The organism is Pseudomonas entomophila (assembly GCF_013523165.1).
GTDB lineage: Bacteria > Pseudomonadota > Gammaproteobacteria > Pseudomonadales > Pseudomonadaceae > Aquipseudomonas > Aquipseudomonas entomophila_A.
In genome coordinates this window covers 132,224-156,915 of record NZ_JAAMQI010000008.1, presented here as the reverse complement: position 1 = coordinate 156,915, position 24,692 = coordinate 132,224, and the positions used below count along the sequence as shown (strand labels likewise).

Below are 24,692 nucleotides of genomic sequence, written 5' to 3'. Positions count from 1 at the left end.
CACGACCGTCGATCGCCTGTCATGGCGCCGTCATCGTTCGTGCACGCAACGGTCAAACGGCTCCCCCACCCTGAGGCTCCCGCACTCGATCAGGGAGACAGGCACATGAACCGTGACGTCGATGGCTCGTTCAAGCCCAACGCAAGGGCGCGAAAGCAGCAGGAAAAGGACCAGCGCCAGATGGCGTACCGCCGGGCGATCGAGAGCTACTGCGAGCAGCGCCAGCTGCTGCAGACGATCACCGATTACCCGGACCTGTGCGAGATCACCCTATGGCAGGTGGCGGCCGTGACGCCCCCGAAAAGCGCTGCGCAATCTCGTTGACCCGCGTGCGTTCACCGCGCACGAACGTCTGGAACGCCAGGGCCACCGGTGACTGCCGTTTGGCCTTGGAATGCACCAGGCACCAGCTGCGGTACAGCGGCAGCTCTTCGACCGGCAGTTCGCAGAGCAGGCCAGTGGCCAATTCCAGGTGGACGGCATGGCGGGTGAGCAATGCCACGCCCAGGCCAGCGATGGCGCATTCGCGTTGAGCATCGGCGGAGGCGACCTCCAGGGTCTGCCCGAAATGCACGCGCTTTTCCTTGAAGTATTCCTCGAAGGCCAGGCGCGTTCCCGAGCCTTGCTCGCGCAGCAGCAGGGTGTGCGCTTCCAGGTCCTGCAAGCGCAGGCAGCCTTGCCGGCTCAACGGATGCGCCGGCGGGGCCACGGCCACCAGCGGGTTGTTCAGGAAGGGCAGGAAGTCGAGTTCCAGGTCTTGCGGCACCATGGACATGATCACCAGGTCGTCACGGTTGTCCGACAGGCGACGAATCACCTGGGCGCGGTTGACCACAGTCAGCGTCAGGTTCACTTCCGGATGACGCTGGCGGAAGGCCGCGAACAAGTGCGGCACGAAATACTTGGCACTCGATTCGACCGCCAGTTTCAGTTGGCCCTGCAGTGAACCTTGCATGTCGGACAGTTGCATGTCCAGGTTCTCCAGGCGGCCGAAGATATCCCGGCTGGCCCGTTGCAAGGCTTCGGCCGCGTCGGTCAGGTAGAGCTTCTTGCCGACGTATTCGAACAAGGGCTGCCCGACCAGCTCTTCCAGCTGACGGATCTGCAGGCTGACTGCCGGTTGCGTCAACGACATTTCCACGGCCGCCCGGCTGTAGGAACGCAGGTCGCATACCTCATTGAAAATTTGCAGCTGCCGCAATGTCATGCGCATCAATGACTTACGCACCGTTCATTCGCTCCGGCCAGGTCAGGGGCTTTCAGTATAAGTTTCTGCTTATGCTGCACCTAACAAATATTGATTTTTGTTTATTCATCAGCAGCGCTAGGGTGAGCCAGCGACTGATCGACAGCATTGGGTCACGCAAGGACCGGCATGGCCGGGTCGTTTTGTTTCATCGGCTTTGGGAAGACTCTAGTGATAAAAAAAATCCTGATCGCCAACCGGGGTGAAATTGCTGTTCGGATCGTGCGCGCCTGCGCCGAAATGGGGATCCGCTCGGTGGCCATCTATTCCGACGCGGATCGCCACGCGTTGCACGTCAAACGTGCGGACGAGGCCTACAGTATCGGGGCCGAGCCACTGGCCGGTTACCTGAACCCGCGCAAACTGGTGAACCTGGCGGTCGAAACCGGCTGCGACGCGCTTCACCCAGGTTACGGGTTCCTGTCGGAAAACGCCGAGCTGGCGGAGATCTGCGCCGAGCGTGGGGTCAAGTTCATCGGCCCGGCCGCCGAGGTGATTCGCCGCATGGGCGACAAGACCGAAGCACGGCGCGCCATGATCCAGGCCGGCGTACCGGTGACGCCAGGCACCGAGGGGAACGTCGCCGACATCCAGGAGGCGCTCGCCGAGGGTGAGCGCATCGGCTATCCGGTGATGCTCAAGGCCACCTCCGGTGGCGGCGGCCGCGGTATTCGCCGCTGCAACAGCCGTGAAGAGCTGGAGCAGGCCTTCCCCCGGGTCATCTCCGAGGCCACCAAGGCCTTTGGCTCGGCCGAAGTGTTCCTGGAAAAGTGCATCGTCAATCCCAAGCACATCGAGGCGCAGATCCTTGGCGACAGCCAGGGCAACGTGGTGCATCTGTTCGAACGCGACTGCTCGATCCAGCGCCGCAACCAGAAGCTCATCGAGATCGCGCCGAGCCCTCAGCTCACCCCCGAGCAGCGCGCCTACATCGGTGACCTGTCGGTGCGTGCGGCCAAGGCGGTGAACTACGAGAACGCCGGCACCGTGGAGTTCCTGCTCGCCGAGGGCGAGGTGTACTTCATGGAAATGAACACGCGGGTGCAGGTCGAGCACACCATCACCGAGGAAATCACCGGGATCGACATCGTGCGCGAACAGATCCGGATCGCCTCGGGCCTGCCGCTGTCGGTCAAGCAGGACGATATCCAGCACCGCGGCTATGCCTTGCAGTTCCGGATCAACGCTGAAGATCCGAAGAACAACTTCCTGCCCAGCTTCGGCAAGATCACCCGTTACTACGCCCCGGGAGGGCCTGGTGTACGGACCGATACGGCGATCTACACCGGCTATACCATTCCACCGTTCTACGACTCGATGTGCCTGAAGCTGGTGGTCTGGGCGCTGACCTGGGAAGAGGCGATGGACCGTGGGCTGCGTGCGCTGGACGACATGCGGGTACAAGGGGTCAAGACGACGGCGGCGTACTACCAGGAAATCCTGCGCAACCCGGAATTCCGAAGCGGCGAGTTCAATACCAGCTTCGTCGAGAGCCATCCGGAGCTGACCCACTACTCGACCAAGCGCAAGCCCGAAGAACTGGCCCTGGCCATCGCTGCCGCCATCGCCGCTCACGCCGGCCTTTGAGATTCGAGCGGCGCGCGTCGGGCCTCGGCCAGGTCGACCCATCGGCCTTCGCCAGCAGCCAGACGCGTGCAGCCCCAAGGAGATAACAATGTCCAAGAAAATCCACGTTACCGATACCATCCTGCGCGATGCCCACCAGTCCCTGCTCGCCACGCGCATGCGCACCGAGGACATGCTGCCGATCTGCGAAAAGCTCGACAAGGTCGGCTACTGGTCGCTGGAAGTCTGGGGCGGTGCGACCTTCGACGCCTGCGTACGCTTCCTCAAGGAAGACCCGTGGGAGCGTCTGCGCAAGCTGCGCGCGGCCTTGCCCAACACTCGCCTGCAGATGCTCCTGCGGGGTCAGAACCTGCTCGGCTACCGTCATTACAGCGACGACGTGGTCAAGGCCTTCGTGGCCAAGGCCGCGGTCAACGGCATCGACGTCTTCCGCATCTTCGACGCGATGAACGATGTGCGTAACCTGCGTGTGGCGATCGAGGCGGTGAAAGCCTCTGGCAAGCATGCCCAGGGCACCATCGCCTACACCACCAGCCCGGTGCACACCATCGAGGCCTTCGTCACCCAGGCCAAGCAGATGGAAGCCATGGGCTGCGACTCCATCGCCATCAAGGACATGGCCGGTCTGTTGACGCCCTACGCCACGGGCGAACTGGTCAAGGCCCTGAAGGCCGAACAGTCGCTGCCGGTGTTCATCCACTCCCACGACACCGCCGGCCTGGCCGCCATGTGCCAGCTCAAGGCCGTGGAAAACGGCGCCGATCACATCGACACGGCGATCTCCAGTTTCGCCTGGGGCACCAGCCATCCGGGCACCGAGTCCATGGTGGCGGCGCTCAAGGGCAGCGAGTTCGACACCGGCCTGGACCTGGAGCTGCTCCAGGAAATCGGCCTGTACTTCTACGCCGTGCGCAAGAAGTACCACCAGTTCGAGAGCGAATTCACCGCGGTCGACACGCGCGTCCAGGTCAACCAGGTGCCCGGTGGCATGATTTCCAACCTGGCCAACCAGCTCAAGGAGCAGGGAGCGCTCAACCGCATGAACGAGGTCCTGGCCGAGATCCCGCGCGTGCGCGAAGACCTGGGCTTCCCGCCGCTGGTCACGCCCACCTCGCAGATCGTCGGCACCCAGGCCTTCTTCAACGTGCTGGCGGGCGAGCGCTACAAGACCATCACCAACGAAGTCAAACTCTACCTGCAAGGCGGCTACGGCAAGGCGCCCGGGACGATCAACGAAACGCTGCGCCGTCAGGCGATCGGCAGCGAAGAGCTGATCGACGTGCGCCCGGCCGACCTGCTCAAGCCCGAGATGACCAAGCTGCGCAACGACATCGGTGCGCTGGCGCGTTGCGAGGAAGACGTCCTGACCTTCGCCATGTTCCCCGACATCGGCCGCAAGTTCCTCGAAGAGCGTGAAGCCGGCACCCTGGTACCGGAAGCCTTGTTGCCGATTCCGGAAGCCGGTGCAGTGGCGGCGCCGAGCGGGGAGGGCGTGCCGACCGAGTTCGTCATCGACGTGCACGGTGAGACGTACCGGGTCGACATCACCGGGGTGGGCGTCAAGGCCGAAGGCAAGCGCCATTTCTACCTGTCCATCGACGGCATGCCGGAAGAAGTGGTGTTCGAGCCGCTCAACGAGTTCGTCGGCGGTGGCAGCAGCAAGCGCAAGCAGGCCAGCGGGCCGGGCCACGTCAGCACCACCATGCCCGGCAACATCGTCGATGTATTGGTCAAGGAAGGGGACACGGTCAAGGCCGGTCAGGCCGTCCTGATCACCGAGGCGATGAAGATGGAGACCGAGGTACAGGCGGCCATCGCCGGGAAGGTCATGGCGATCCATGTGGCCAAGGGTGACCGGGTCACGCCGGGTGAGATCCTGATCGAGATCGAAGGGTGATCCAGCGCTGACACGAGCAGTCAGGCATCCAGGGCCGCGCCGCGGCCCATCGCGGGCAAGCCCGCTCCCACTAGGGCCCGTGCAGACTGACAGACAGCATGGTCTGCACGACGCCTGAGAGAGCTTCACGGGCTGCACCGCGGCCTATTGCTGGTGAGCCAGTTCTACAGCAGGATCCGTGCAGCCTGCCGAACGGTATCGGTCTGCAGAACCCTGTGGGAGCGGGCTTGCCCGCGATTGCGGCGGCCGCTTCGCTGCATTGCCGACAGGTCCGAAAAGGGCCTCTTACGGCGCATGACCTGCCAGCCCCTGCACGCGCGCTGCTCGACAGTCTTCGAGGCTGTTCCGCTGTCCATCCGGCAACTGATTTTCCTCGCTCAGCCATGCCTCGAACGCTTGCGCCAAGGCTGGCCATTCCCGGTCGATGACCGAGTACCAGGCCGTATCACGGTTCTGGCCCTTGACCACCATGTGCTGCCGAAAGACGCCTTCGAAGGTGAAGCCGAACCGCTGCGCGGCGCGCTGGGATCGGTCGTTCTCGGCATTGCATTTCCACTCGAGCCGACGGTTGCCCAGCGCGAAGGCTTGCCGGGCCAGCAGGTAGACCGCTTCGGTGCCCTTGGGCGTGCGCTGCATGGCGGCACCGAACGCGACATGGCCGATCTCGATCCGGCCCTGTTCGGGGACGATGGACATCAGGCTCAGTTGGCCTTGTACCTGGCCCGTGTCGAGCGCCACCACGGCATAGAACAGGGGGTCGCGGCTCGTGGCATTGCCGCGCAGCCAATGATCGAACAGGTCCCTGTCCGCAAACGGGCCGTAGGGCAGGTACGCCCACAGCGCAGGGTCCGACGACGGCCCCTGGAGCGCAGACCACAGGTCGTCACCGTGACGGGCCGGGTCGAGCGGTTCCAGGCGCACGAAGCGACCGTCCAGCACGTCGGCTGGCGGACGTGTAGCGGGGTGCCAATCAAGCGAAGGGGTCATGTTCATCTCCGGGCGTGTCAAAGCATCTGGCGAAACTGGATGAAGCCGGACCGCTCGGCCACGCGCTCGTACAGTGCGATGGCCGTGGCATTGGTTTCGTGGGTGAGCCAGTGCACCTTGGTGCAGCCGGCTGCACGGGCGGCAGCCCCGACCTGCTCGATCAGGCGACGGCCAATGCCCAGGCCACGCCGTGTGTGGGCCACGTATACGTCTTGAAGATAGCAGGCAGGCTCGAGGCTCCAGTTGGAACGATGGTAGATCCACTGCACCAGGCCGACGGCCTCGCCATCGACCCAGGCCAGGGCCGCATGGGTCGGTTCGGCAGGGTCGAGAAAGCGCTGCCAGGTCACTGCGCTGACGTCATCGGCCAGCGAAGTCTGGTAGAACGCCAGGTAGGCGGTCCACAAGGGCAGCCAGGCGGCATGGTCGGATGCGGTGACAGGGCGTAACGTCAGGTCGGTCATGCAAGCTCCTTCAAGGTTGGCGCATCAGCGCGGCAAGGTGGTTGTCCTGCGGGTCGGGGCTGGCTGCCAGGCCTGCACGCACGCCTTCGCTGTCGGCTTGCGAGCGGTTCTGGCTGAGCTTGCGTGTGCCTTGCAGGCGATGGATCGGCAAGCGAAACCCGACGATCGCGCGCAGCATGCCGGCAAGGTAGTCCTCCGGCGCATCGCTCACCTGCCAGGGGCTGGCCCTGCCGCCTTCGTGCAGGTCAGTGAGGCGGGTGACGATCGTCAACAGGCTCGGTACGTCCTGGATGACTTCGGCCGTGCCATAGGCATGCACCGCCAGGTAGTTCCACGTCGGCACCGTGCGGGGGTCCTCGGCCTTGCTCGGGTAGTACGTGGGGCTGACGTAGGCGTTGGCGCCCGCGAAGACGAGCAAGGCCTCGCCACCTGCAGCCAGGTCTTGCCACTGGCGGTTGGCGCGGGCGAGGTGACCGTACACCGTCCCCTGTTCACTGTCGTCGACATCGACGACCACAGGCAGATGGGTCGCCAGCAGACCCTGCTCGCCGTGCGTGACCAGAACGGCCAGTCGCGTCTGACGCATGAGGCTGTGAAGGCGTTCGAAGTCGTGGTCCTGATGAGGGCGGGCGGTATACATGACGGCGATCCTTGCGAAAAGAGCCCCATCGTAGGCAGGCTATTGGCGCTGCGTAAGAGCCATTGAGCGTTCACTTGAAGGGTCCAATCCGTGCCGCCACCGTCTGTCTCCCTCCCGTTCGATCCTGCCGGCCTCGTGTTCGACGGTCGTCAGGCACTGGCGCGACAGCTGTACCAGGCCCTGCGCCAACGCATGCTGGACGGCCGCTTGAGCACAGGCACACGCATGCCGGCCTCACGTGTGTTGGCCACCGCCTTGGGCGTTTCACGCAATACCGTGGTGCGTGCCTATGATCAGCTCCAGGCTGAAGGCTTTATTGCAGGCCATGTCGGAGATGGCACCTATGTCGAAGCCCTCACGCATGTGTCCACAGATCTATCCACAGACTTACCCCCAGGGATATCAACAGGGTTATCCACAAATGTAGCGCCAGACACTGGCCAACCGTCCAGTCAGTTCGGTTTCGCGGACGCTTCGAAGCGCCTGGCGTCGCCTGTGCTGGCCCTGCCACCTGGTACGCCACCCAAGGCCTTCCGGGTCGGTGTTCCTGCCTTCGATCTCTTTCCTTTCAAAGTATGGAGTGCCCTGCAGGCAGGCTTTTGGCGCCACCCCGATCCTGCACTGCTCGGTTATGGCGATCCGGCGGGAGACCCTGGATTGCGAGAGCTGATTGCAGCCTACCTGCGCGGATCAAGAGGTCTTACGTGCACAGCTGATCAAATCCTGATCACCCAGGGCGCCCAGGAGGCCATTACCCTTTGTGCACAACTGCTCGTACCACACGCAGGGTGTGTGGCTGTGGAAAACCCCGGCTACCGTGCGGCAGGGCATGCGTTTGCCGCCAACGGGTGCCAGGTGGCAGGCATCCCTGTGGACAAGGACGGGTTATGCGTGGAGCGTCTGACGGCGCTCGAAGGGTGCCAGGCCGTCTACGTCACGCCTGCCCATCAGTATCCCACCGGCGTCACCCTGAGTCTGGCACGCCGCCTGGCGCTGCTGGAGTGGGCCGAACGGGTCGGGGGGTGGGTGATCGAAGACGACTACGACGGCGAGTACCGCTACAGCGGGGCTCCTCTGGCCCCCCTGGCAGCCCTGGATCGCCAGCAGCGCGTCGTCTACATCGGCACGTTCGGCAAGATCGCGTTTCCGGCCCTGCGGCTGGGCTATCTGGTCTTGCCTCGTCACCTGGTGGCGTCCTTTGTCCAGCGTCGAGCGCTCGCAGTGCGTCATTCCGAAGTCGGCACACAGCAGGTGATGGCCCGGTTCATCGCCGACGGGCACTTCCAGCGGCACATTCGCCGCATGCGCCGCGCCGCCCTCAGCCGTCGCAACGTGCTCAAGGCCGGTTGGCCCACGGACATTCCCGGCCTGGCCGCCATGCCGGCCGTCGTGGCAGGCCTGCACGTGAAGGTCGACGTCGAGAGCCTGGCGCTCGAGCAGGCCTTGGTCGCGTCGGCACGCACGGCCGGGGTCGAAATCAACCCCTTGAGCGATTACTGGACGGGGCCTGTGGAAACCGCCGAGGACCGGCCCACGGGGCTGGTGCTGGGCTTCGCTGCCGTGCCGGAGCCTGCCATCGCCGAAGCGACGATGCGGCTGCGCAAGGCCTGGCGCGCAGGGCGGACGCCTGGAGCGCAGGCATAAAAAAAGGGCCCGGAGCGCTAGGCTCGGGCCCTCAAAGGTTGAGAGGTGTCTAGTCCCTCGACCTGGTGAGCGGTGCTGCGTCGGTCACGCCTTCAGCGGAACCAGACGGGGTGCGATCATGTTTTCCGGACGCAGGATGTCATCGAGCATCGCGTCGTCCAGAAGGCCTTCTTCGCGAACCAGTTCCAGCACGCCGCGCCCGGTTTCCAGGGCGACACGGGCGATACGGGTGGAGTTCTCGTAGCCGATGTAAGGGTTCAGGGCAGTGACCAGGCCGATCGAATGCTCGACCAGCTCACGGCAACGCTGTTCGTTGGCAGTGATGCCGACCACGCAGTGCTCGCGCAGCATGTCCATGGCGCGTTGCAACAGGCGGATCGAGTCGAAGATCTTGTAGGCGATCAGCGGCTCCATGACGTTGAGCTGCAGCTGGCCACCTTCGGCCGCGACGGTCAGCGCCAGGTCGTTGCCCATGATGGCGAAGGCCACCTGGTTGACCGCTTCCGGAATCACCGGGTTGACCTTGCCTGGCATGATCGAGCTGCCGGGCTGACGCGCAGGCAGGTTGATCTCGTTGATGCCGGTGCGTGGGCCGCTGGAGAGCAGGCGCAGGTCGTTGCAGATCTTCGACAGCTTGACCGCGGTACGCTTGAGCATGCCGGAGAACAGCACGAAGGCGCCCATGTCGGACGTCGCCTCGATCAGGTCGGCCGCCGGAACCAGCGGCTGGCCGCTGATCAGCGCCAGGCGCTGCACGGCCAGGGCCTGGTAGCCAGGGTCGGCGTTGATGCCGGTGCCGATGGCGGTACCGCCCAGGTTGACTTCGGTCAGCAGCTCCGGTGCCAGGCTGCGCAGACGGTTGAGGTCTTCGGTCAGCGTGGTGGCGAAGGCGCGGAATTCCTGGCCGAGGGTCATCGGCACGGCATCCTGCAGCTGGGTACGGCCCATCTTCAGGACGTGGTCGAATTCCTGGCCTTTGCCGGCGAAGGCCTGGATCAGGCTGTCGAGGCTGGCCAGCAGGGTGTCGTGACCCAGCAGCAGGCCCAGGCGAATGGCGGTCGGATAGGCGTCGTTGGTCGACTGCGCCATGTTCACGTCATTGTTCGGGTGCAGGTACTGGTATTCGCCTTTCTGGCGGCCCATGACCTCCAGCGCGATGTTGGCGATGACCTCGTTGGCGTTCATGTTGGTCGAGGTACCGGCGCCACCCTGGATCATGTCCACCACGAACTGCTCGTGGTAGTCGCCACGGATCAGGCGTGCGCAGGCTTCGCTGATGGCGGCGTGCTTGGCCTCGCTCAGGTGGCCCAGCTCACGGTTCGCATCGGCCGCGGCTTGCTTGACCATCGCCAGACCCACGACCAGCTTCGGGTAGTGCGACAGCGGGACGCCGGACAGGTGGAAGTTGTTGGTGGCGCGAAGCGTCTGGATGCCGTAGTACGCATCGGCAGGGACTTCGAGGGTACCAAGCAGATCTTTTTCGACACGGAACGATGCAGCGGAGGACATGATAGAGATCATCTCGATTTTGACCCGGCACACGCCGGAATGCCGTCAATGCTAGGGATTTGAAGGTTTGCCGGCCAATGCTGTTGCACGCTAACCTATGCACAAACGGCATAACGATCGATGTGACGCCGACGTGTGTTCGAGCGTGTTCCATGGTGGTGCAGACGGAGCGTGGTGAATGAATCTGGAAAGCAAATGGCTCGAGGACTTCAGTGCCCTGGCGGCGACCCGAAGCTTCTCGCAGGCGGCCGAAAAACGCTTCGTCACCCAGCCGGCGTTCAGCCGACGCATCCGCAGCTTGGAAGCGGCCCTGGGGCTGACACTGGTCAATCGCTCCAGGACACCGATCGAGCTGACCGAGGCAGGCCAGCTGTTCCTGGTCACGGCGCGCACGGTGGTCGACCAGCTGAGCGAAGTGGTGCGCCACCTTCATCATCTCGAAGGCGGGCAGGGCGAGGTGGTGCAAATTGCCGCGGCGCACTCGCTGGCCCTGGGGTTTTTCCCGCGTTGGGTGGCGCAACTGCGCAACGAAGGCCTGAACATCGCGACGCGTCTGGTCGCCACGAACGTGGGTGAGGCCGTGCATGCGCTGCGCGAGGGTGGCTGTGACCTGATGCTGGCGTTCTACGACCCTGACGCCGCACTGCAGATGGACGCCGAGATCTTCCCTTCCTTGCACATGGGAACGACCGAGATGCTGCCGGTTTGCGCCGTCGATGGAGAGGGTCGGCCACTCTTCGATCTGGAAGGCGACGGCAGTGTCCCGTTGCTCGCCTACAGCGCCGGTGCCTTTCTCGGGCGCTCGGTGAGCCTGTTGCTGCGTCAGCGCAAATTGCGCTACACCACGGTCTACGAAACGGCGATGGCCGACAGCCTCAAGAGCATGGCGCTGGAGGGCCTGGGCATCGCCTGGGTACCGCGTCTGTCGGTGCGCGCCGAACTCGAGCGCGGCGAACTGGCCATCTGCGGCACGGCGCATTGGCATGTGCCGCTGGAGATTCGCCTGTACCGCTGCGCACTGGTGCGCAAGGCCAACGTCCGCCTGCTGTGGCGCAAGCTGGAGTCGTCCAGCGCGCAGGCGGAGGGTTCAGCGTCTTGAGTTCACCTGCAGGTACTCGGCGATTTTGGCCCGGTTGGCCTCGCTGTAGCGGTAGCAGTTCGAGCGTAGCGGGACGCGGGGGTGCGTGTACGTCTCGCAGACCCAGCCATTGAACCTGAGTTCGGCGTCTTCATGGGTGGCCGACAGCAGATGGCCGATCTCATGGGCAGGCGCCGAATAGGCATTCAGCGAAGCGATCGCGGTCGTACCCTTGTAAGCGGCAAGCCCTGCGTTGTAGTTCAGGCCAGAGCGGTCGTACACGCCCCGCGTCAGCAACAGGTGCTTGCGCATGAACGAGAACGGGAGCGCCTGCGGCAGGTAACTGATCTCTTGGGTGAACCGTCGCAGAATGTCCGCAGACGCCAGGCCGACGTAGTCGATGTCGGTGACCGCCGGCACGTTGCGCCGAAAGACCAGCTCGATCGGATGCGTGGTGAAGCGACGCATTTCGTCCAGCCAGTGCTGGAAATACTGCGCGTGCACGGCGGCCTCGTCGACATCGGCCAGTTCGTCGTGCAGGTAGACCGTGACGACCAGCGAGCGCGCCGCGAGCGCGGGCCCGACGTGCACGGAGACGCACAAGGCAAGCAACACGACGAAGGATTTCAAGATGCGCATGGGGTGTCCTCCAATGGGAAAGGGACACGGACGGTAGGCGAGCCGACGTTTCTCTGGCATCGGGAAAGCCTTCGTTGCGCTTCGCGAGGCCGGCTTGCCCGTGATGGACGGGGGTGGGCGGGCGCTCGGGCGTTAGGCTATACTCCCGCGCCTTCGACCCACCGGTCGATTCAGAATCCGTATGACGAGCCACGCCGGTACCCGCGCGTGGCTCGTTGCTTTTGGCGCGCCGCAGGGCGCTTGCAGGAGAGGCACGACGATGAGTGCACTGGTTGGCGTGATCATGGGCTCCAAGTCCGATTGGTCCACCCTTAGCCACACCGCCGATATGCTGGAACGGCTCGGCATTCCCTACGAGGTGAAGGTGGTGTCCGCCCACCGTACCCCGGACCTGTTGTTCCAGTACGCCGAAGAGGCCGAAGGCCGTGGCATCGAGGTGATCATCGCCGGTGCGGGTGGCGCTGCCCACTTGCCGGGCATGTGTGCGGCCAAGACCCACCTGCCGGTGCTGGGCGTGCCGGTGCAGTCGTCCATGCTCTCGGGTGTCGATTCACTGCTCTCGATCGTGCAGATGCCGGCAGGCGTGCCGGTCGCCACCCTGGCCATCGGCAAGGCCGGGGCGGTCAACGCCGCGCTGCTGTCGGCGAGCATCCTGGGCGCCCGCTATCCTGAGTATCACGCAGCGCTCAAGCAGTTCCGCAACGAGCAGACCGAAACCGTCCTGGACAATCCGGACCCGCGTCAGGCCTGAGGCTATCCCCATGAAGATCGGTGTAATCGGTGGCGGCCAGCTGGGCCGCATGCTGGCCCTGGCGGGAACGCCACTGGGCCTGGAGTTCACCTTCCTCGACCCGGCCGTCGACGCTTGTGCCGCGCCCCTGGGCCAGCACCTGCTGGCCGGCTACGACGACCAGGACGCCCTGCGTCGCCTGGCCGACCAGGTCGACCTGGTGACCTTCGAGTTCGAGAGCGTGCCGGCCGAAACGGTCGCGTTCCTCTCGCAGTTCGTACCGGTCTACCCGGGCGCCGAGGCGCTGCGTATCGCGCGCGATCGCCTGTTCGAGAAAAGCCTGTTCCGTGACCTGGGCATTCCGACCCCGGCGTTCGCCGACATCCATTCGCAGGCCGATCTCGAGGCGGCGGTGGCCCGCATCGGCCTGCCGGCAGTGCTCAAGACCCGCACGCTGGGCTATGACGGCAAGGGCCAGAAAGTCCTGCGCAGCGAACAGGACGTCGTCGGGACCTTCGCCGAACTGGGCGCGGTGCCGTGCCTGCTCGAAGGCTTCGTGCCGTTCACCGGCGAAGTGTCGCTGATCGCGGTGCGTGCACGCGATGGCGAGACGCGCTTCTACCCGCTGGTCCACAACACCCACGACAGCGGCATCCTGCGCTTGTCGGTGGCCAGCCAAGCGCATCCCTTGCAAGGGCTGGCCGAGGACTATGTCGGCCGGGTCCTGAAGGCGCTGGACTACGTCGGCGTGATGGCGTTCGAGTTCTTCGAGGTCGACGGTGGCCTCAAGGCCAACGAGATCGCGCCACGGGTGCACAACTCCGGGCACTGGACCATCGAGGGCGCCGAGAGCAGCCAGTTCGAGAACCACCTGCGCGCCATCGCCGGCCTGCCGCTGGGTTCGACCGCCAAGGTCGGCGAAAGCGCAATGCTCAACTTCATCGGCGAAGTCCCTCCGGTGGCGAGCGTCGTGTCGATCGAGGGCTGCCATGTGCATCACTACGGCAAGGCCTTCAAGGCCGGTCGCAAAGTGGGCCATGCCACGCTGCGTTGCGCCGACCTGCCGACCCTGCGCGCGCGGATAGCCGATGTCGAGGCCCTGATCGCCGACTGATGGAACCTCCGCGCCTCGCGCGCTCTCTGAAGTGGCACACGCCCATCGTCTCGGTGGGCCTTTCATGTCATTTCAGAGGGATTCTTCATGGGTATCATCGGCACCATCTTCATCGGCCTCATCGTCGGCCTGCTGGCGCGCTTCCTGAAACCCGGCGACGACAGCATGGGCTGGATCATGACCATCCTGCTGGGCATCGCCGGTTCGCTGGTGGCCACCTACGGTGGTCAGGCGCTGGGCATCTATCAGGCGGGCCAGGCTGCCGGCTTCTTCGGCGCACTGATCGGCGCTATCGTGCTGCTGGTCATCTACGGTTTCATCAAGAAACGTTGATTGCAGGCTAGAATGCGCGGCAATTCATCTGGGTTGCCGAGCGTTCTCCATGCGTGCCTTGTTTTTCCTCCCGCTTGTCCTGGCCAGCGCCCTGGCCCACGCCGAACTGCCTGAGACCGACTGGCTCGACCTGATGCCGCGGTCCGACCAGAAGGCGCTCGAGCAGATGCCCGACATCGACCACAACTCACCCGAAGCTTTGGGCACCTTCACCGACAAGGGCGGCCTCAAGCAGGGCAAAGGGTTGCCGGCAGTGATGTATTCGACCAAGACCGTGCCTGCCCTCAACGGCAAGCACATCCGCCTGGGTGGCTACCCCGTGCCGCTCGAAAGCGATGCCAAGGGCCACAGCACGCTGTTCTTCCTCGTGCCGTATCCGGGGGCCTGCATTCACGTGCCGCCGCCGCCGCCGAACCAGCTGGTGCTCGTGCGCTACCCCAAGGGGCTGAAGCTCGACGACATCTACACGCCGCTGTGGGTCAGCGGGACGCTCAAGGTCGAGAAGGTCAGCAATGACCTGGCCGACGCAGCCTATGCGCTGGACGCCAGCCAGGTGCGCGTGGTCGAGGACGCGGACCTGTAGGCCCATACCAGGCGGCTCTGCGCCGCCATCGTGCGGGAAGGCGACGCTTACAGCGCCTCGCAGGTGAAGCGCACGCTCAGTGCATGTGTTTGGCCAGGCGCCAGCGTCACGGTGTCGTCCCAGGCATTGGCCGTCTCGATGCACAGCATGCCTTGCCACGCCTCGTCGGCCATGTCCGGCAACGCGCGTGCCCGCTCGGTCCATGGGTTCCAGATCACCGCCGAGCGCGACCCTGTGGTATGCAGGCTGAGTCGACGTGCCCAGGCCGGGTCGACGATCGCCAGGTGATCCGGCGCGTCCAGGTAGATGCGGTCGGTTTCGCCGGCGAAGGTCAAGGCCCCCTGTTGCCGGCGCGTTGCCCACTCGGCCAGGGTTTCCACGTAGTCCAGGCCGTCGACGCCCTCGACGCTGACCTGGCGCACGTCACTGACCGCCAGGTAGCTGTGCAGCGCCTGGCTGAAGGTGACGTCGTCCTGGCCGAGGTTGTGGCTGGTCAGGGTCAGGCGCAAGTCGTGCGCCAGCTCGACGGTCAACGTCAGCCGCACGTGGTGCGGCCACCCCGGCAGCGCGCCCTCGGCCTGGGGCAGGTGCAGCGTCATGCGCAGCCCGTCCTCGGTCGATTCGATGCCCGACGACTGCCACTCGCGGGTACGCGCCAACCCATGGGCAGGCGCCTCGGCGTCGTGGTACATCGCCTGGACGGCCTGGGGGTTGCGTTGCAGGTTGCCGAACCAGGGCCAGCACACGGGCACACCGCCGCGCACCGATTTGCCCGTGTGGAACAGGGCCTCTTCGCTCAGCCATACCACCGGCGGCTGATCGCTCTGGCGATAGCGGAGTACCTGGGCGCCCTGGCGGGCGATCACCAGTTCGGCGCTGCCGGTGGTGATGCGCCAGCAATCAAGGTCGCCAAGGCGCAGGGTTTCGACCGTGTGATCCATCATGTGCAAGCCTCATTGAACGATGCCAGGCAGAGCGTCGGACAGTGCCGACGCCTCGAGCGTTGCTGTACCTAGCGACGCGGAACGGAACGTGTGCGCCCGCTGCCATCGATGGCGACGAAGACGAAGACCGCTTCGGTCACCTTGCGCCACTCGCTGGACAGCGGATCGTCGCTCCACACCTCGACCATCATGCGGATCGAGCTGCGACCGATGTCCTGGGTCTGGGTGTAGAAGGACAGTTGCGCGCCTACGGCGACCGGTACCAGAAACGCCATGCGGTCGATCGCCACCGTGGCGACCCGTCCACCCGCGACCCGGCTGGCCATCGCCGTGCCCGCCAGGTCCATCTGGGCGACCAGCCAACCGCCGAAGATGTCGCCGAAGCCGTTGGTTTCACGCGGCAGCGCGGTGATCTGCAAGGCCAGGTCGCCTTGCGGGATAGGATCTTCTTGTTCGAGCTCAATCATGCGAGGGGCCTCTGACCCGTGACGCTGCATTAGGTGGCGCTTGGACGGGCACGGTGGGAAACGGTTCAGCCAAAGCGCTTACTCTACGCTGATTTGGGGGGTTGGGGGGGAGTGCTGAGCTGCAAGCGACAAGCTACAGGTCGCACGCGCACGGTCGTGCGGCGAGTCAGGTGCTGGCAGGCCGTCGAGGCCACGCCAATTTGCAGCTTGCAGCCCGTTTGCTATGGTGACCGGCCCGCCAGGCGCCGCGGAACCCGCGGCGTGCATGACCCCGACCGAGAACGACAATGACTTCCGTGCCAGCCAGTACCGAACATCCCCCACGCCCGCTCACCCGCAGCGACTACAAGACCCTGTCGCTGTCGGCCCTGGGCGGCGCGCTGGAATTCTACGACTTCATCATCTTCGTGTTCTTCGCCACGGTGGTCGGCAAGCTGTTCTTCCCCCCGGAGATGCCCGAGTGGCTGCGCCTGATGCAGACCTTCGGCATCTTCGCCGCCGGGTACCTGGCCCGGCCGCTGGGCGGCATCGTCATGGCGCACTTCGGCGACCTGCTCGGACGCAAGAAGATGTTCACCCTGAGCATCCTGATGATGGCCCTGCCGACCCTGGTGATGGGCCTGCTGCCTACCTACGCGCAGATCGGCCTGCTGGCGCCGGTCCTGTTGCTGCTGATGCGCGTGGTGCAGGGCGCGGCGATCGGCGGTGAAGTGCCGGGCGCCTGGGTGTTCGTGTCCGAGCACGTACCGGCCCGCAACACCGGCTATGCCTGCGGCACCCTGACCGCCGGCCTCACCGCCGGCATCCTGCTCGGTTCGCTGGTGGCGACCTTGATCAACAGCCTCTACACCCCGGCGCAAGTGGCCGACTATGCCTGGCGCATTCCGTTCCTGCTGGGCGGTGTGTTCGGCCTATTCTCGGTCTATCTGCGCCGCTGGCTGCACGAAACCCCGGTCTTCGCCGAAATGCAGACGCGCAAGGCGCTGGCCGCCGAGCTGCCGTTGCGCACCGTGCTGCGTGACCACCGTACGGCGGTCGTGCTGTCGATGCTGCTGACCTGGCTGCTGTCGGCCGGCATCGTGGTGGTGATCCTGATGACGCCGGCCCTGCTGCAGACGTTCTATCACGTCAGCCCCACCGATGCGCTCAAGGCCAACAGCCTGGCGATCGTCCTGCTCAGCGCAGGCTGCATCGGCACCGGCTGGCTGTGCGACCGCTTCGGCGCCGGGCGCGTGCTGGCCATCGGCAGCCTGCTGCTGCTGGCCAGCTCCTGGACCTTCTACCACAGCCTGGCCACGCGGCCGGACTGGCTGTTCGGGTTGTACGCCGTGACCGGCCTGTGCGTCGGCGTGATCGGCGCGGTGCCCTTCGTCATGGTCAAGGCGTTTCCGGCAGTGGTGCGCTTCACCGGCCTGTCGTTCTCCTACAACGTGGCCTACGCCTTCTTCGGCGGCCTGACGCCGATGGCGGTCACCGCGCTGCTCAAGTTCAGCTCGATGGCGCCCGCGTATTACGTGGCGGGCCTGTGCGGCCTGGGTCTGTCGATCGGGCTCTACCTGATGCGCCGCCAGCGCTGAGCCGATGCTCCACGCGAGGCCCACGAGGGCCTCGCACCCCCCGGCGAGCCTTTCGCGCTCGCCGTGCTGGCCTTTCATCCAATTGTCACATTGTGGTCATAGAGTCTTCACGCGGCCTGCAGATACTTGGGCCCGATCCATCCAGCACCCCACCTATTCCTGCTAGGAGCAAGGCATGAAACTGAAGCGTTTGATGGCGGCCCTGACATTCGCTGCCGCTGGCGTCGCCACCGCCAACGCGGTTGCCGCTGTCGATCCTGCAATCCCGACCTACACCAAGACCACCGGTGTATCGGGCAACCTCTCCAGCGTCGGATCCGACACCCTCGCGAACCTGATGACCCTGTGGGCCGAGGCCTACAAGAAGGAATACCCGAACGTCAACATCCAGATCCAGGCCGCCGGCTCCTCCACCGCGCCACCGGCGTTGACCGAAGGCACCGCCAACCTGGGCCCGATGAGCCGCAAGATGAAGGACGTCGAGCTGCAGGCGTTCGAGCAGAAGTACGGCTACAAGCCCACCGCCATCCCGGTGGCCGTCGATGCCCTGGCCGTGTTCGTGCACAAGGACAACCCGATCAAGGGCCTGACCATGGCGCAGGTCGATGCGATCTTCTCGTCCACCCGCCTGTGCGGTGCCAAGAGCGACGTCAAGACCTGGGGTGACCTGGGCGTGACCGGCGACCTGGCCAACAAGCCGGTGCAGCTGTTCGGTCGCAACTCGGTGTCCGGCACCTACGGCTACTTCAAGGAAGAAGCCCTGTGCAAGGGCGACTTCAAGCCCAACGTCAACGAGCAGCCAGGGTCGGCTTCGGTGGTGCAGTCGATCAGCAGCTCGCTGAACGGCATCGGCTACTCGGGCATCGGCTACAAGACCGCCAGCGTCAAGACCGTGCCCCTGGCCAAGAAAGAGGGTGGCGAGTTCATCGAGGACAACGAGACCAACGCCCTGAACGGCAAGTACCCGCTGTCGCGCTTCCTCTACGTCTACGTCAACAAGGCGCCGAACAAGCCGCTGGCACCGCTGGAAGCCGAGTTCGTCAAGATGGTGCTGTCCCAGGCTGGCCAGCAGGTCGTGGTCAAGGACGGTTACATCCCGCTGCCGGCCAAGGTGGTCGACAAGACCCTGGCTGACCTGGGCCTGTCCCACGCCGGCAACGTCGCCAAGCAGTGATGTGAGGAGGAAGGGGCCGGCAACCGGCCTCTTCCACGACTTTCCAGTCCGACGCCAGGCTCCCTGCGCGGCGGGCTTTCTTGCGTCAACGCGCTGTCATGTTTTTGTCATACGGGACCGCTAGGGTGTGCGCATGAATGATCTGGCCAACTCCACCATGACCCAAAATTCTCCTCCCGTGCGGATTGATTTCAATACGCCCGAGCTGCAACGCAAGCGCCGTCTGCGCGCCCTCAAGGACCGCCTGACGCGCTGGTACGTGCTGGTCGGCGGGCTTGCCGTGCTGGCAGCCATCACCTTGATCTTCTTCTACCTGGCCTACGTGGTGCTGCCGCTGTTCCAGGGCGCCGAACTGACCAGCAAGAAGGCCCTGACGCCGACCTGGCTGCAGCAGGATGCCGGCAAGCCGCTGATGATCGCCCTCGAAGAGCAGAATCTGGTGGGCATGCGGGTTTCCGACCAGGGTCAGGTGCTGTTCTTCGACACCAAGACCGGCGAGGCACTCAAGCGCGTGAACCTGCCTCTGCCAGTCGGCACCCAGGTCACCTCCATCGGTGCCGACCAGCCTGGCAGCCCGCTGGTGGTGCTCGGCCTGTCCAATGGCCAGGCGCTGGTGTTCAACCACAGCTACAAGATCACCTACCCGGACAACAAGAAAACCATCGATTCGCAGGTTGGCTATCCCTACGGGGAAACGCCGTTCACCCTGGACGAGCAGGGCCGTGCCCTGGACCACGTCAGCCTGAACGTCAACGGCGAGACCCTGGTCGTGGCCGGCTCCACCGGTGCGCACCTGCAGGTACTGTCGCTGACCCGCGAAGAGAACATGATGACCGGCGAGGTCAGCACCGAGCAGGCCCGTATCGACCTGCCGCAGATGACCGAGGCGGTCAAGGCATTGTACGTCGACCCCCGTCAGCAGTGGCTGTACGTGATCAATGGCCGGGCCAACGCCGACGTCTTCAGCCTGCGCGACAAGAGCCTCAATGGCCGCTACAAGCTGCTCGAGGACGGCACCGCCGAAATCACCGCTAGCACCCAGCTGGTCGGTGGCATCTCGCTGATCCTGGGCGACTCCAAGGGTGGCCTGGCCCAGTGGTTCATGGCCCGCGACCCGGACGGTGAGCAACGCCTCAAGCAGATTCGCACCTTCCAGATGGGCACCGCGCCGGTCGTGCAGATCGATGCCGAAGAGCGCCGCAAGGGCTTCGTCGCCCTCGACAGCGCAGGCCAGCTCGGCGTCTTCCACAGCACCGCCCACCGTACCCTGCTGGTCGAGCCGGTGGCCGACGGCGCAGGCATCCTGGCGCTCTCGCCACGGGCCAACCGCATCCTGATCGAAGAAGGTGGCAAGCTGCTGCCGCTGAGCCTGCGCAACCCGCACCCGGAAGTCTCGATGAGTGCGCTGTGGGGCAAGGTCTGGTACGAGAATTACGACGAACCCAAGTACGTCTGGCAGTCGACCGCCTCCAACACCGACTTCGAGCCCAAGCTCAGCCTGTCGCCCCTGACCTTCGGTACCCTGAAGGCGGCCTTCTACGCGATGATCCTGGCGGCTCCGCTGGCCATCGCCGCCGCCATCTACACCGCCTACTTCATGGCGCCAGGCATGCGCCGCAAGGTCAAGCCGGTGATCGAGCTGATGGAGGCGATGCCGACGGTGATCCTGGGCTTCTTCGCCGGCCTGTTCCTGGCGCCCTACCTGGAAGGCCACCTGCCCGGTGTGTTCAGCCTGTTCCTGATGCTGCCGGTCGGTATCCTGCTGGCCGGCTTCATCTGGAGCCGACTGCCCGAGTCGTTGCGCCTGCGCGTCCCGGATGGCTGGGAAGCGGCGATCCTGATCCCGGTGATCCTCTTCACCGGCTGGCTGGCCCTGTCCATGAGCCCGTTCCTCGAGACCTGGTTCTTCGGCGGCGACATGCGGCTGTGGATCACCAACGACCTGGGGATCACCTACGACCAGCGCAACGCCCTGGTGGTCGGTATCGCCATGGGCTTCGCGGTCATCCCGAACATCTACTCGATCGCCGAAGACGCCGTGTTCAGCGTGCCGCGCAGCCTGACCCTGGGCTCGCTGGCCCTGGGCGCCACGCCCTGGCAGACCTTGACCCGCGTGGTCATCCTGACCGCCAGCCCGGGCATCTTCTCGGCGCTGATGATCGGCATGGGCCGTGCGGTCGGGGAGACCATGATCGTGCTGATGGCCACCGGCAACACCCCGGTGATGGAGATGAACCTGTTCGAAGGCATGCGCACCCTGGCCGCCAACGTCGCGGTGGAGATGCCCGAGTCGGAAGTCGGTGGCAGCCACTATCGCGTCTTGTTCCTCGCCGCGCTGGTGTTGCTGATGTTCACCTTCGTGATGAACACCTTGGCCGAGCTGATTCGCCAGCGTCTGCGCAAGAAATACTCGTCGCTTTGATAGAAAGGTAGAGATCCGTGAAAAAGGATTCCCTCAAGGGCTGGTTCAAGAGCGGCGCTCCCGGCGTCTGGATCAGCGGTGGCGCCGTCGCCATCGCGGTGATCATGACCGTGGGCTTGCTGGCCGTGATCGCCGTCCGTGGCCTGGGTCATTTCTGGCCTGCTGACATCGTCCAGGCCACCTACAAGGTGCCTGGCCAGGCCGATCACGTGGTGATCGGCGAGGTGGTGCAGGCCGAAGAAGTCCCCCGCGCCCGCCTCAAGGGGGCCGGGCTGCCGGTCCCGGACGAAGGCCCGGAGTTCATGACCCGCGAGCTGGTGAAGATCGGCAACCGCGACCTCAACGGCAACGATTTCAGCTGGGTCGTCGGCGAGTGGCTGGTGGACCCGCAGAAGCCTGCCGACCTCATGGCCCTGGAACGGCGCGAGTGGGGCAACTTCTACGGGTACCTGGTCAGCGTCAAGGAAGACGGCCGCGTGGTCGCCGAAGGGCAAGCCGCCTGGGCCGAGCTGCAAACCCGGCTCAAGCGCGCCAGCCAGTTGGCCGACCAGCTGCAGCGTCTCGAAAAATCCGACATCGGCGCCATCAACCATGGACTGGAGCGCCTGCGCCTGCATGGCCGCAAGCTGGAACTCGACGGCAAGCTCGACGCCGCCGCCCAGGCCGACATGGACGCCGAGCGCGCCGAACTCAACAGCCGCTACCAGGCGATCGAGGAGCGGCTCGGCACCCTGCACCGGGACTTCGCCCGCGATGCCCTGGTGGCACGCGATGGCAACGGGCGCGAGGTGGAGATCAACCTGAGCAAGGTGGTCCATGCCTACCAGCCCAACGGCATGTCCACGCTGACCAAGCTGAGCACCTATTTCAGCAAGGTCTGGGAGTTCCTGAGCGACGATCCGCGTGAGGCCAACACCGAGGGCGGGATCTTCCCGGCCATCTTTGGCACCGTGATGATGACCTTGATCATGGCGGTGATCGTGACCCCGTTCGGCGTGCTGGCCGCCGTCTACCTGCGCGAGTACGCCCGCCAGGGTCCCGTCACGCGGCTGATCCGTATCGCCGTGAACAACCTGGCCGGTGTCCCGGCGATCGTCTACGGCGTGTTCGGTCTGGGCTTCTTCGTCTACGTGCTGGGCGGCTCCATCGACCGACTGTTCTTCCCCGAAGCCCTGCCGGCACCGACCCTCGGCACCCCCGGGCTGCTCTGGGCGTCGCTGACCCTGGCGCTGCTGGCCGTGCCGGTGGTGATCGTGGCCACCGAGGAAGGCCTGGCACGCATCCCGCGCACGGTCCGTGAAGGCTCCCTGGCGCTGGGCGCGACCAAGGCCGAGACGCTGTGGAAGATCGTCCTGCCCATGGCCAGCCCGGCCATGATGACCGGCATGATCCTCGCCGTGGCCCGTGCCGCGGGCGAGGTGGCGCCGCTGATGCTGGTGGGCGTGGTGAAGCTGGCGCCGTCGTTGCCGCTCGATGGCAACTACCCCTACCTGCACCTGGACCAGAAGATCATGCACCTGGGCTTCCACATCTACGACGTCGGCTTCCAGAGCCCCAACGTCGAGGCCGCGCGGCCCCTGGTCTACGCCACCGCCCTGTTGCTGGTGCTGGTGATCGCCACCCTGAACCTGTCGGCGGTCTGGATTCGTAACCACCTGCGTGAAAAGTACAAGGCACTCGACAGCTGAAGCCTTCGAGCCACACGTCACCCGCGGCGAGCCGATCGTCGCGGGCGCCCCACGGTGAAGCTTGCAGCTCGAAGCGACTAACGGAGTAAGAACATGCAACACGACACGCATTCCCGCGGCATCGACATGAGCGCGCTGGGTCGCGACAAACAGGGCCTGCGCCTGGCCGACGAAACGGTGGCCATCGAAGTCCCGGGCCTGAGCCTGTTCTACGGTGACAAGCAGGCCCTGTTCGATGTCGCGATGAACATCCCCAAGCAGCGCGTGACGGCCTTCATCGGTCCGTCCGGCTGCGGCAAGTCGACCTTGCTGCGCACCTTCAACCGCATGAACGACCTGGTCGATGGCTGCCGGGTGGACGGTGCGATCAACCTGTATGGCAACAACATCTACCGCAAGGGCGAGGACGTCGCCGAGCTGCGGCGCCGGGTGGGCATGGTCTTCCAGAAGCCCAACCCGTTCCCCAAGACCATCTACGAGAACGTGGTCTACGGCCTGCGTATCCAGGGCATCAACAAGAAGCGCACCCTCGACGAGGCCGTCGAATGGGCGCTCAAGGGCGCCGCGCTGTGGGACGAGGTCAAGGACCGCCTGCATGACTCGGCCCTGGGCCTGTCCGGTGGCCAGCAGCAGCGTCTGGTCATCGCCCGCACCATCGCCGTCGAGCCGGAAGTCCTGCTGCTCGACGAGCCGTGCTCGGCGCTGGACCCGATCTCCACGCTCAAGGTCGAGGAGCTGATCTACGAGCTCAAGTCCAAGTACACCATCGTCATCGTCACCCACAACATGCAGCAGGCCGCGCGCGTTTCCGACTACACCGCGTTCATGTACATGGGCAAGCTGGTAGAGTTCGGCGACACCGACACGTTGTTCACCAACCCGGCCAAGAAGCAGACCGAAGACTACATCACGGGGCGTTATGGCTAGTGGGGTGGTGGGGGTGTGAGCTGCATGCTCAACCCTGATGCAGAACGTACAGCCCACACGCATACCTTTGAAAGCTTGAGGCGCGCGGCTTGCCGCTGGCAGCCTCTCGGCGGAGCGAACCATGATCAACAAAGAAAGCCTCACCCACCATATTTCGCAACAGTTCAACGCCGAGCTGGAGGAGGTGCGCAGCCACCTGCTGGCCATGGGCGGGTTGGTCGAGAAACAGGTCAACGACGCCGTGACCGCGTTGATCGATGCCGACTCCGGCCTGGCCCAGCAAGTGCGCGAAGTCGACGGCCAGATCAACCAGATGGAGCGCAACATCGACGAGGAGTGCGTGCGCATCCTGGCCCGCCGCCAGCCGGCGGCCTCCGACCTGCGCCTGATCATCAGCATCTCCAAGTCGGTGATCGACCTGGAGCGCATCGGCGACGAGTCGACCAAGATCGCCCGCCGGGCCATCCAGCTGTGCGAAGAGGGCGAGTCGCCTCGAGGCTACGTGGAAGTGCGCCATATCGGCGATCAGGTGCGCAACATGGTCCGTGACGCCCTGGATGCCTTTGCCCGCTTCGACGCCGACCTGGCCTTGTCCGTGGCCCAGTACGACAAGACCATCGACCGTGAGTACAAGACCGCGCTGCGCGAGCTGGTGACCTACATGATGGAAGACCCGCGCTCGATCTCGCGCGTCCTGAGCGTGATCTGGGCACTGCGCTCGCTGGAGCGGATCGGCGACCATGCGCGCAACATCGCCGAACTGGTGATCTACCTGGTCCGCGGCACCGACGTGCGGCACCTGGGCCTCAAGCGCATGCAGGCGGAAGTGCAGGGCAGTGATGCCATGCCCGCTAATGTTCCGGCACCGGCGGACGATAACTAAGGTCTGTCCCGAGCACTGGCGTGCGGCCTGCAGGCCACGCTGCTCGTTCAAGGTAATGCCTCGCGCAGGGCCACCCAGGCATCGCACCGGATGCCGCGGTGGCCTTCGTGCGTCTGGCCGACCCTGGACACCCTCACGCCGTGCACGGCAGGTGGGACT

At 65.0% G+C, this 24,692-nt stretch carries 23 protein-coding genes; 15 read left to right on the top strand and 8 right to left on the bottom strand.

All coding sequences use genetic code 11. The features are described 5' to 3' along the window. The first annotated feature begins 105 nt into the window (after positions 1-105). Positions 106-324, top strand: coding sequence for a PA3496 family putative envelope integrity protein (locus G7Z99_RS08915; protein ID WP_181093312.1), 219 nt, complete (start codon positions 106-108; stop codon positions 322-324). Here the strand turns inward: G7Z99_RS08915 and G7Z99_RS08910 are convergent. Next, positions 266-1,228, bottom strand: coding sequence for a LysR family transcriptional regulator (locus G7Z99_RS08910; protein ID WP_181093310.1), 963 nt, complete (start codon positions 1,226-1,228; stop codon positions 266-268). The two genes, G7Z99_RS08915 and G7Z99_RS08910, sit on opposite strands and share 59 nt — an antisense overlap. A 189-nt stretch (positions 1,229-1,417) precedes the next feature. Between G7Z99_RS08910 and G7Z99_RS08905 the strand changes: the two genes are divergently transcribed. Beyond that, the gene (locus tag G7Z99_RS08905; RefSeq protein WP_181093308.1) at positions 1,418-2,833 is read left to right on the top strand and encodes an acetyl-CoA carboxylase biotin carboxylase subunit; all 1,416 of its coding nucleotides are present in this window, start codon (positions 1,418-1,420) and stop codon (positions 2,831-2,833) included. 88 nt (positions 2,834-2,921) lie between these two features. Continuing rightward, complete coding sequence (gene oadA, locus G7Z99_RS08900) at positions 2,922-4,730, top strand: sodium-extruding oxaloacetate decarboxylase subunit alpha (protein WP_181093307.1); 1,809 nt, start codon at positions 2,922-2,924, stop codon at positions 4,728-4,730. Positions 4,731-5,015: 285 nt separating this feature from the next. Here the strand turns inward: oadA and G7Z99_RS08895 are convergent, their stop codons facing one another. The 3 genes from G7Z99_RS08895 to G7Z99_RS08885 are packed head-to-tail and all read right to left on the bottom strand — an operon-like array spanning position 5,016 to position 6,821. Beyond that, positions 5,016-5,717 carry a GNAT family N-acetyltransferase gene (locus G7Z99_RS08895; protein ID WP_181093305.1) on the bottom strand — a complete coding sequence of 234 codons (702 nt, stop codon included), beginning with the start codon at positions 5,715-5,717 and terminating at the stop codon, positions 5,016-5,018. A 17-nt stretch (positions 5,718-5,734) separates the two neighbouring features. Continuing rightward, positions 5,735-6,181 carry a GNAT family N-acetyltransferase gene (locus G7Z99_RS08890; RefSeq protein WP_181093303.1) on the bottom strand — a complete coding sequence of 149 codons (447 nt, stop codon included), beginning with the start codon at positions 6,179-6,181 and terminating at the stop codon, positions 5,735-5,737. 10 nt (positions 6,182-6,191) lie between these two features. Next, a complete protein-coding gene (locus G7Z99_RS08885; RefSeq protein WP_181093301.1) occupies positions 6,192-6,821 on the bottom strand; it encodes an FMN-binding negative transcriptional regulator in 630 nt (209 codons plus the stop codon). Positions 6,822-6,911: 90 nt separating this feature from the next. On the opposite strand from G7Z99_RS08885, the gene pdxR reads away from it, so the two are divergent. Then, positions 6,912-8,465, top strand: a complete 1,554-nt coding sequence (gene pdxR, locus G7Z99_RS08880) for a MocR-like pyridoxine biosynthesis transcription factor PdxR (protein WP_181093300.1) — start codon at positions 6,912-6,914, stop codon at positions 8,463-8,465. Between the two features lie 84 nt (positions 8,466-8,549). On the opposite strand, the gene aspA is transcribed toward pdxR, so the two are convergent. After that, a complete protein-coding gene (gene aspA, locus G7Z99_RS08875) occupies positions 8,550-9,974 on the bottom strand; it encodes an aspartate ammonia-lyase (protein ID WP_181093298.1) in 1,425 nt (474 codons plus the stop codon). Between the two features lie 178 nt (positions 9,975-10,152). Here aspA and G7Z99_RS08870 point away from each other — a divergent pair, with 178 nt between their 5' ends. Next, complete coding sequence (locus G7Z99_RS08870) at positions 10,153-11,073, top strand: LysR substrate-binding domain-containing protein (protein ID WP_181093297.1); 921 nt, start codon at positions 10,153-10,155, stop codon at positions 11,071-11,073. On the opposite strand, the gene G7Z99_RS08865 is transcribed toward G7Z99_RS08870, so the two are convergent. After that, positions 11,062-11,691, bottom strand: a complete 630-nt coding sequence (locus G7Z99_RS08865) for a hypothetical protein (protein ID WP_181093295.1) — start codon at positions 11,689-11,691, stop codon at positions 11,062-11,064. The genes G7Z99_RS08870 and G7Z99_RS08865 overlap by 12 nt on opposite strands. A 259-nt stretch (positions 11,692-11,950) precedes the next feature. Here G7Z99_RS08865 and purE point away from each other — a divergent pair, with 259 nt between their 5' ends. From purE to G7Z99_RS08845, 4 genes are all read left to right on the top strand, one after another. Beyond that, positions 11,951-12,442 (top strand): 5-(carboxyamino)imidazole ribonucleotide mutase, encoded by a 492-nt coding sequence (purE, locus tag G7Z99_RS08860; RefSeq protein ID WP_181093293.1) that lies wholly within the window; start codon positions 11,951-11,953, stop codon positions 12,440-12,442. Between the two features lie 10 nt (positions 12,443-12,452). Continuing rightward, a complete protein-coding gene (locus G7Z99_RS08855) occupies positions 12,453-13,535 on the top strand; it encodes a 5-(carboxyamino)imidazole ribonucleotide synthase (protein WP_181093292.1) in 1,083 nt (360 codons plus the stop codon). 87 nt (positions 13,536-13,622) lie between these two features. Beyond that, positions 13,623-13,868 (top strand): GlsB/YeaQ/YmgE family stress response membrane protein, encoded by a 246-nt coding sequence (locus tag G7Z99_RS08850; protein WP_060391985.1) that lies wholly within the window; start codon positions 13,623-13,625, stop codon positions 13,866-13,868. 49 nt (positions 13,869-13,917) lie between these two features. Beyond that, positions 13,918-14,451, top strand: a complete 534-nt coding sequence (locus G7Z99_RS08845) for a DUF3299 domain-containing protein (protein WP_181093290.1) — start codon at positions 13,918-13,920, stop codon at positions 14,449-14,451. 47 nt (positions 14,452-14,498) lie between these two features. On the opposite strand, the gene G7Z99_RS08840 is transcribed toward G7Z99_RS08845, so the two are convergent. Further along, on the bottom strand, positions 14,499-15,395 hold the full coding sequence (locus G7Z99_RS08840) for a D-hexose-6-phosphate mutarotase (RefSeq protein ID WP_181093288.1): 897 nt from the start codon (positions 15,393-15,395) through the stop codon (positions 14,499-14,501). 68 nt (positions 15,396-15,463) lie between these two features. Further along, on the bottom strand, positions 15,464-15,862 hold the full coding sequence (locus tag G7Z99_RS08835) for an acyl-CoA thioesterase (protein ID WP_060391988.1): 399 nt from the start codon (positions 15,860-15,862) through the stop codon (positions 15,464-15,466). A gap of 287 nt (positions 15,863-16,149) precedes the next feature. Here G7Z99_RS08835 and G7Z99_RS08830 point away from each other — a divergent pair, with 287 nt between their 5' ends. From G7Z99_RS08830 to phoU, 6 genes are all read left to right on the top strand, one after another. After that, the gene (locus G7Z99_RS08830) at positions 16,150-17,439 is read left to right on the top strand and encodes an MFS transporter (RefSeq protein ID WP_181093287.1); all 1,290 of its coding nucleotides are present in this window, start codon (positions 16,150-16,152) and stop codon (positions 17,437-17,439) included. A gap of 175 nt (positions 17,440-17,614) precedes the next feature. After that, the gene (locus tag G7Z99_RS08825; protein ID WP_181093285.1) at positions 17,615-18,613 is read left to right on the top strand and encodes a phosphate ABC transporter substrate-binding protein PstS; all 999 of its coding nucleotides are present in this window, start codon (positions 17,615-17,617) and stop codon (positions 18,611-18,613) included. Positions 18,614-18,746: 133 nt separating this feature from the next. Next, complete coding sequence (locus G7Z99_RS08820; RefSeq protein WP_181093284.1) at positions 18,747-21,035, top strand: ABC transporter permease subunit; 2,289 nt, start codon at positions 18,747-18,749, stop codon at positions 21,033-21,035. A 17-nt stretch (positions 21,036-21,052) separates the two neighbouring features. Continuing rightward, positions 21,053-22,723, top strand: a complete 1,671-nt coding sequence (pstA, locus tag G7Z99_RS08815) for a phosphate ABC transporter permease PstA (protein WP_181093282.1) — start codon at positions 21,053-21,055, stop codon at positions 22,721-22,723. A 93-nt stretch (positions 22,724-22,816) separates the two neighbouring features. After that, positions 22,817-23,650, top strand: a complete 834-nt coding sequence (gene pstB / locus G7Z99_RS08810) for a phosphate ABC transporter ATP-binding protein PstB (protein WP_181093280.1) — start codon at positions 22,817-22,819, stop codon at positions 23,648-23,650. A 121-nt stretch (positions 23,651-23,771) separates the two neighbouring features. Then, a complete protein-coding gene (phoU, locus tag G7Z99_RS08805) occupies positions 23,772-24,533 on the top strand; it encodes a phosphate signaling complex protein PhoU (RefSeq protein ID WP_181093279.1) in 762 nt (253 codons plus the stop codon). Positions 24,534-24,692: the final 159 nt, after the last annotated feature.

Excerpts from the sequence above, each read along its gene's own strand:
- G7Z99_RS08915 (WP_181093312.1), top strand. The coding sequence starts at position 106 with ATGAACCGTGACGTCGATGGCTCGTTCAAGCCCAACGCAAGGGCGCGA.
- oadA (WP_181093307.1), top strand. The coding sequence starts at position 2,922 with ATGTCCAAGAAAATCCACGTTACCGATACCATCCTGCGCGATGCCCAC.
- G7Z99_RS08895 (WP_181093305.1), bottom strand. The coding sequence starts at position 5,717 with ATGACCCCTTCGCTTGATTGGCACCCCGCTACACGTCCGCCAGCCGAC.
- G7Z99_RS08890 (WP_181093303.1), bottom strand. The coding sequence starts at position 6,181 with ATGACCGACCTGACGTTACGCCCTGTCACCGCATCCGACCATGCCGCC.
- G7Z99_RS08885 (WP_181093301.1), bottom strand. The coding sequence starts at position 6,821 with ATGTATACCGCCCGCCCTCATCAGGACCACGACTTCGAACGCCTTCAC.
- aspA (WP_181093298.1), bottom strand. The coding sequence starts at position 9,974 with ATGTCCTCCGCTGCATCGTTCCGTGTCGAAAAAGATCTGCTTGGTACC.
- G7Z99_RS08870 (WP_181093297.1), top strand. The coding sequence starts at position 10,153 with ATGAATCTGGAAAGCAAATGGCTCGAGGACTTCAGTGCCCTGGCGGCG.
- G7Z99_RS08865 (WP_181093295.1), bottom strand. The coding sequence starts at position 11,691 with ATGCGCATCTTGAAATCCTTCGTCGTGTTGCTTGCCTTGTGCGTCTCC.
- purE (WP_181093293.1), top strand. The coding sequence starts at position 11,951 with ATGAGTGCACTGGTTGGCGTGATCATGGGCTCCAAGTCCGATTGGTCC.
- G7Z99_RS08855 (WP_181093292.1), top strand. The coding sequence starts at position 12,453 with ATGAAGATCGGTGTAATCGGTGGCGGCCAGCTGGGCCGCATGCTGGCC.
- G7Z99_RS08850 (WP_060391985.1), top strand. The coding sequence starts at position 13,623 with ATGGGTATCATCGGCACCATCTTCATCGGCCTCATCGTCGGCCTGCTG.
- G7Z99_RS08845 (WP_181093290.1), top strand. The coding sequence starts at position 13,918 with ATGCGTGCCTTGTTTTTCCTCCCGCTTGTCCTGGCCAGCGCCCTGGCC.
- G7Z99_RS08840 (WP_181093288.1), bottom strand. The coding sequence starts at position 15,395 with ATGATGGATCACACGGTCGAAACCCTGCGCCTTGGCGACCTTGATTGC.
- G7Z99_RS08835 (WP_060391988.1), bottom strand. The coding sequence starts at position 15,862 with ATGATTGAGCTCGAACAAGAAGATCCTATCCCGCAAGGCGACCTGGCC.
- G7Z99_RS08830 (WP_181093287.1), top strand. The coding sequence starts at position 16,150 with ATGACTTCCGTGCCAGCCAGTACCGAACATCCCCCACGCCCGCTCACC.
- G7Z99_RS08825 (WP_181093285.1), top strand. The coding sequence starts at position 17,615 with ATGAAACTGAAGCGTTTGATGGCGGCCCTGACATTCGCTGCCGCTGGC.
- G7Z99_RS08820 (WP_181093284.1), top strand. The coding sequence starts at position 18,747 with ATGAATGATCTGGCCAACTCCACCATGACCCAAAATTCTCCTCCCGTG.
- pstB (WP_181093280.1), top strand. The coding sequence starts at position 22,817 with ATGCAACACGACACGCATTCCCGCGGCATCGACATGAGCGCGCTGGGT.
- phoU (WP_181093279.1), top strand. The coding sequence starts at position 23,772 with ATGATCAACAAAGAAAGCCTCACCCACCATATTTCGCAACAGTTCAAC.